A 6,092-nucleotide genomic window follows, 5' to 3' on the forward strand; every position below is an offset into this window, starting at 1 on the left:
CCGCCGCCACCCCCCCCACACCCAGAGAAGGGAGAAAAACAACCAGGGGGGGGGGCGGGCGGGGTCGGGCCCCCCCCCCCCCCCCCCCCCCCCCCCCCCCGCCGCCGAGCGAGTTGCCGAAGAGGTGGACCGGGCCGCGGCCGGCCGCGTCGATACAGCGGATCACCGCGCGCGCGTGCCCGGTGACGGAGTAGTCGCCGTCGTCCGGGGGCGGGGAGTCGCCGAAGCCCGGCAGGTCGACCGCCTCGCCGTCGACGACACCGTCCAGCTCGGCCATGAGCGAGGACCAGTTCTGCGAGGAGCCGCCGAGCCCGTGGACGTACAGCGCGGGCGGCAGGCCCTCGCGCGCGGGGGGCCGGGAACGGACCGTCAGAGTGACGCCGGGCAGGCCCACGGACCGCAGCCGCTCGCCCTCGCCGACCCGGACGGGCGCCACCCGGGGAAGCACACTGGCGGCCGACGGGGACGGCAACTCGGTCGGAGACATGCGGCAATGTTACGAGGTGATCACGCCGGGGTTTGTGTGTTCGCCGTCACAGACTGCCTCCCGCGGAACGGGAGAACCGGTGCGGCGAAACCCAGTGCGGCGAACGGCCCTGACGGCATGGCGTCAGGATCAGCGGTCTCCTAGGCTCGTACAGAGGGCACCCGCGTGTGGCCCCTGCTCTACCCAGGGACGTTCGTAGGAAGGGAGCCCACCATGGCCTATGACCCCATCGAACCCGACGCGATCGAGGACGTCGACGAACTGGAGGCCGACGCGGTGCGCGAGCGGGACGTGGAGGCGCCGGAGGTGGACGCCGCCGAGCAGCAGGCGGACATCGCGCCGGACCGCGACGACCCCCTGACGGGCATGGACCCGGACCGCGGGAACGTGGCCGATCTGGTCGAACAGGCGCGCGTGGTGTCGCTCGACGAGGACGACTACCGCTGACCCCGGGGGCCGCCAACCGCTGACCCGGCGGGGGCCGCCACCGCTGACCTCGCAGGCCCGTCGTCGCCGACGTCGCGGGAGCGCCACCGCGGATCTCGCGAGACCGCGCGGGGCCCGACCGGCCGCGGCGGGCGGCCCGTACGGCCTTTCGCCGTCGTCCGGTACGTGAAATTCTGCGTCCGCACCGCGCACACCGGGGTTACCGAAACGTACGATGGCGGCGCGGCCGACACCGCATGTGGACGACTTTGGGAGGCGGCGTGACAGCCATCGAGCAAACTGAGGCAGCACGCCCGCGTGGCACCCGTCTGCCACGCCGAGCCCGGCGGAACCAGTTGCTGGGCGCCGCTCAGGAGGTTTTCGTCGCGCAGGGCTACCACGCGGCGGCGATGGACGACATCGCCGAGCGGGCCGGCGTGAGCAAGCCGGTGCTCTACCAGCACTTCCCCGGCAAGCTCGACCTCTACCTCGCGCTGCTGGACCAGCACTGCGAGTCGCTGATCCAGTCCGTGCGCAGCGCGCTGGCGTCGACGACCGACAACAAGCAGCGCGTGCGGGCGACGATGGACGCCTACTTCGCCTACGTGGAGGACGACGGCGGGGCCTTCCGGCTGGTCTTCGAGTCGGACCTGACGAACGAGCCCGCCGTGCGCGAGCGCGTGGACAAGGTCACCAACGAGTGCGCCGAGGCCATCTGCGACGTCATCGCCGAGGACACGGGCCTGTCGCGCGCGGAGTCGATGCTGCTCGCCTCCGGCCTGGGCGGACTCGCCCAGGTGGTGGCCCGTTCCTGGCTGCACAGCGACCGCAGCGTCCCGCGCGACCAGGCGGTGCAGCTGCTGACCTCGCTGGCCTGGCGGGGCATCGCCGGTTTCCCGCTGCACGGCACCGAGCACCACTGAGGCCGCGCGCTCCTCGTGTGTTCCCGCGCGGTGTTCGCTCCTGGCGTTCCGGCCCGCAGCGTGTACGTCCCCTCACCGGGCTAATGTGTGCGGGGTACAGCGCGGATGATCGCGCACATCACTGACCGTCGGAGGGACATAGCCGTGGAGGTCAAGATCGGCGTGCAGCACGCGCCCCGCGAGATCGTTCTGGAGAGCGGTCAGAGCGTCGAGGAGGTCGAGCGCCTGGTGAGCGAGGCGCTGTCCGGCAAGACGCAGCTGCTGAGCCTCCAGGACGAGAAGGGCCGCAAGGTCCTGGTGCCGACGGACCGTCTGGCGTACGTGGAGATCGGCGAGCCGACCGTTCGCAAGGTGGGCTTCGGCACGCTGTAGACGACAGTCGAGCGAAGGGCCCGGCGGCCGTGTGCCGCCGGGCCCTTCCGCATCCGCCGCGCACACGGACGGGGCCGCGTGCGCACACGGAGCCGTGCGCACGGCCGGAGCCGCTCACACAAACGGAGCACAGCCCCTTCACAGCGCAGGGTTGCCATCCGCAGGTCACGGGTAAGACGGGCTACGACCGTCGAGCCAGACCGGCCGTGGGAGGGACCCCTACATGATCTTCGAAGCACTCGGCTCCGCCGTGCTGGGTCTGATCCTCGCGTGGGCGGCGACGCACCGCCTCGCCCACCGGCTGCCGGCCCGCCCACTGGTGTACTCCACGGGCGTGGCCGGAGCCCTCTGCGGCGCCTTCGTCACCCGCACCGCCCTGGGCCCCGGCACCGCCCTGCTGAGCCTCCTGGGCGCCGCGATCATCGCGGTGGCGTCGCTGTCCCTGCTCCTGCGCCCGACGGGGCGCCTGCGCCGCCGATCAGCGACGGCGTGAGGGAGCTTCACCCGGCGAGCCGGGGCGCGCCCCCAGTGCGTCCTACGCCGCGAGGCCCAGCGCGGCCATCCGCTTCGTGTGCGCCTCCGTGATCCGCGAGAACATCCTGCCGACCTCCGCGAGGTCGAACCCGTCGGCCACCCCGCCCACGAGCATCGTGGACAGCGCGTCCCGGTCCGCCACCACCCGCTGGGACTGCGACAGCGCCTCCCCCATCAGCCTGCGCGCCCACAGCGCCAGGCGGCCACCCACGCGCGGGTCGGCGTCGATGGCGGCCCGCACCTTCTCCACCGCGAACCCGGCGTGCCCGGTGTCGTCCAGCACGGCCAGCACCAGCTCGCGCGTGTCCGAGTCGAGCCGGGCCGCGACCTCCCGGTAGAAGTCGCTCGCGATCGAGTCGCCGACGTACGCCTTGACCAGGCCCTCCAGCCAGTCCGACGGCGCGGTCTGCCGGTGGAAGCCGTCGAGCGCGGCCACGAACGGGTCCATCGCGGCCGTCGGCTCCTCGCCGATCTCGGTCAGCCGGTTCCGCAGCCGCTCGAAGTGGTGGAACTCGGCCGAGGCCATCTTCGCCAGCTCCGCCTTGTCCGCGAGGGTCGGCGCCAGCTTCGCGTCCTCCGCGAGCCGCTCGAACGCCGCCAGCTCCCCGTAGGCCAGCGCGCCGAGCAGGTCCACGACCGCGGCGCGGTACTGCGGGTCGGCGGACGCCTGCGCCCAGTCCTGGGCGGCGACACCGGTGGGTTCGGCGGGTGCGGCGGACGCGGTCTCAGGCTTGTCAGAGCTAGTCATGAGGCGCACAATAGCCCGCTTGACGCACCGCTCAAGCCCTGGTCAACGAGTGTGACCACGACTACGTGACCAATTCGGCCATCACGTGTGCGGGATTCCGGGGTATGGTGGTAATGCGCCTGCCAGAGCGCGTCGACGATGCTCGACGTTCCCGACAGGCCGCACGCATGAGGATGCCCGGTCGGTGGCCCGATCGGCTCCGACCCGACAGCCCTCCAAGGCCGTACGGCAGTGATCGTACGACGTCAGGAGGGACCCTCAGCGGTACGAGCGCTAGAGCGTCGGCAGAGGTCCCGTGTCATACGGCTCGCCCGAGTGGCTGATCCGTACGGCAGCCGACGTCCCCGGCACGGTCAGACATGACCCCCGCTCGCTCGCCTCGCACCGCACACACAGAAGAGGCAGCACCCTGACTACGACGTTTCGAGAACTCGGAATCCTTCCCGAGACCGCCGAGGCCCTGGAGGCCGTCGGCATCACCACTCCCTTCCCCATCCAGGAGATGACGCTTCCCGTCGCCCTTTCCGGCACGGACGTCATCGGCCAGGCCAAGACCGGCACCGGCAAGACGCTGGGCTTCGGTCTCCCGCTCCTGGAGCGCGTCACCGTCCCCGCCGACGTCGAGGCCGGACGCGCGGCTCCCGAGGACCTCACCGACGCCCCGCAGGCGCTCGTCGTCGTCCCCACGCGCGAGCTGTGCACCCAGGTCACCAACGACCTGCTGACGGCCGGCAAGGTCCGTAACGTGCGCGTCCTCGCGATCTACGGCGGCCGGGCCTACGAGCCCCAGGTGGAAGCCCTGAAGAAGGGCGTCGACGTGGTCGTCGGCACCCCGGGCCGGCTCCTGGACCTCGCGGGCCAGAAGAAGCTGAACCTGAAGCACGTCAGGTGCCTGGTCCTCGACGAGGCCGACGAGATGCTCGACCTGGGCTTCCTGCCCGACGTCGAGAAGATCATCGACATGCTGCCGGTCAAGCGCCAGACCATGCTGTTCTCGGCCACCATGCCGGGCGCGGTCATCGGCCTCGCGCGCCGCTACATGTCCCGGCCCACGCACATCCGCGCCACCGCGCCGGACGACGAGGGCGCCACGGTCGCGAACATCAAGCAGTTCGTCTACCGCGCGCACAACATGGACAAGCCGGAGATGGTCGCCCGCATCCTGCAGGCCGAGGGCCGCGGACTGGCGATGATCTTCTGCCGTACCAAGCGCACGGCCGCCGACATCGCCGAGCAGCTCCAGCGCCGCGGGTTCGCCTCCGGCGCGGTCCACGGCGACCTCGGCCAGGGCGCCCGCGAGCAGGCCCTGCGGGCCTTCCGCAACGGCAAGGTCGACGTCCTCGTGTGCACCGACGTCGCCGCCCGCGGCATCGACGTCGAGGGCGTGACCCACGTCATCAACTACCAGTCCCCCGAGGACGAGAAGACGTACCTGCACCGGGTCGGCCGCACCGGCCGCGCGGGCGCCAAGGGTACGGCGATCACGTTCGTCGACTGGGACGACATCCCGCGCTGGCAGCTGATCAACAAGGCGCTGGAGCTGGACTTCAACGACCCGGTGGAGACGTACTCCAGCTCCCCGCACCTCTTCTCCGACCTCGGCATCCCCCAGGGCACGAAGGGCATCCTGCCGCGCTCCGAGCGGACCCGTGCCGGTCTGGACGCGGAGGAGCTGGAGGACCTGGGCGAGACCGGCGGCCGTGGTGCGCGCGGCCGTGGCCGCGGTGGACGCGGTGGCCGTGACGAGTCGGCCCCGGCCGAGCGTGAGCGTCCGGCCCGTACGCCGCGCCGCCGTCGCCGCACCCGCGGTGGAGCGCCGCTGGACGCGACCGCCGCACCGGTCGCCGAGACCGCCGAGACGCAGGAGGCCCCGGCCGCGGCCCGCACTCCGCGCCGCCGTCGCCGTACCCGTGGCGGAGCGTCGGCGGAGCCGGTGACGGCCGCCGCGGCACCCGCGACGACCGTCGAGGCCGTCGAGGCCGCCGCCGTCGAGGCGGTGGCCACCGCCGAGAGCCCGGCCGTCCTGGACACCCCGGAGAAGCCGCGCCGCCGCCGCACGCGCAAGTCGGCCGCCCCCGAGGCGCCGACGACCGAGGCCGCCGTGACGACCGAGCCGGCCGTCGCAGAGGCCCCGGTGGCCGAGCCCGTGGCCGTGGCCGAGCCCGTGATCGCGGACAGCGCCGTGGCCGAGCCCGAGGCCGCTCCGGCCGCGGAGACCAAGCCGCGCCGCCGCACCCGGAAGGCGGCCGAGCCGGCCCCTCAGCCGGAGACGGCACCGGAGGCGGCCGACGCCACCGAGGCCAAGCCGCGCCGGACCCGCAAGGCCACCACCACGGCCGCACCGGAGACGACCGAGGCCGAAGCCGAGGCCAAGCCGCGCCGGACCCGCAAGGCCACGGCAGCCGCCGAGGCCCCCGCGGACACCGCCGAGGCCGCCGAGGCCAAGCCGCGCCGCCGCACCCGCAAGGCGACGGAGCCGGCCACGCCGGACGCCCCGGAGCCCGAGGCCGAGGCCAAGCCGCGCCGCACCCGCAAGACCACGGCAACCGCCGAGGCCACCACGGACACCGCCGAGGCCGCCGAGGCCAAGCCCCGCCGCACC

At 73.1% G+C, this 6,092-nt stretch carries 7 protein-coding genes; 5 read left to right on the plus strand and 2 right to left on the minus strand.

Annotated features, from left to right (window positions below):
• Nucleotides 1-487 (minus strand): alpha/beta fold hydrolase (locus ACZ4VF_RS16515; RefSeq protein WP_467926596.1); only part of this gene is annotated, 487 nt, incomplete at its 3' end.
• A 213-nt stretch (nt 488-700) separates the two neighbouring features.
• Here ACZ4VF_RS16515 and ACZ4VF_RS16520 point away from each other — a divergent pair.
• From ACZ4VF_RS16520 to ACZ4VF_RS16535, 4 genes are all read left to right on the plus strand, one after another.
• Nucleotides 701-934, plus strand: coding sequence for a hypothetical protein (locus ACZ4VF_RS16520; RefSeq protein WP_189302114.1), 234 nt, complete (start codon nt 701-703; stop codon nt 932-934).
• 260 nt (nt 935-1,194) lie between these two features.
• Nucleotides 1,195-1,836, plus strand: coding sequence for a TetR/AcrR family transcriptional regulator (locus ACZ4VF_RS16525; protein WP_059252465.1), 642 nt, complete (start codon nt 1,195-1,197; stop codon nt 1,834-1,836).
• A gap of 144 nt (nt 1,837-1,980) precedes the next feature.
• Entirely contained in the window at nt 1,981-2,208 is a 228-nt protein-coding gene (locus ACZ4VF_RS16530; RefSeq protein ID WP_163010685.1) for a DUF3107 domain-containing protein, read from the plus strand.
• Nucleotides 2,209-2,431: 223 nt separating this feature from the next.
• On the plus strand, nt 2,432-2,701 hold the full coding sequence (locus tag ACZ4VF_RS16535) for a hypothetical protein (RefSeq protein WP_467926597.1): 270 nt from the start codon (nt 2,432-2,434) through the stop codon (nt 2,699-2,701).
• A 42-nt stretch (nt 2,702-2,743) separates the two neighbouring features.
• Here the strand turns inward: ACZ4VF_RS16535 and ACZ4VF_RS16540 are convergent, their stop codons facing one another.
• Nucleotides 2,744-3,490: a ferritin-like fold-containing protein gene (locus tag ACZ4VF_RS16540; protein WP_467926599.1), complete on the minus strand. Its 747-nt coding sequence runs from the start codon at nt 3,488-3,490 to the stop codon at nt 2,744-2,746.
• A 502-nt stretch (nt 3,491-3,992) separates the two neighbouring features.
• Between ACZ4VF_RS16540 and ACZ4VF_RS16545 the strand changes: the two genes are divergently transcribed.
• A partial coding sequence (locus ACZ4VF_RS16545; protein WP_467926600.1) for a DEAD/DEAH box helicase occupies nt 3,993-6,092 on the plus strand: 2,100 nt, incomplete at its 3' end.

The organism is Streptomyces sp. NPDC029151 (genome assembly GCF_055564315.1).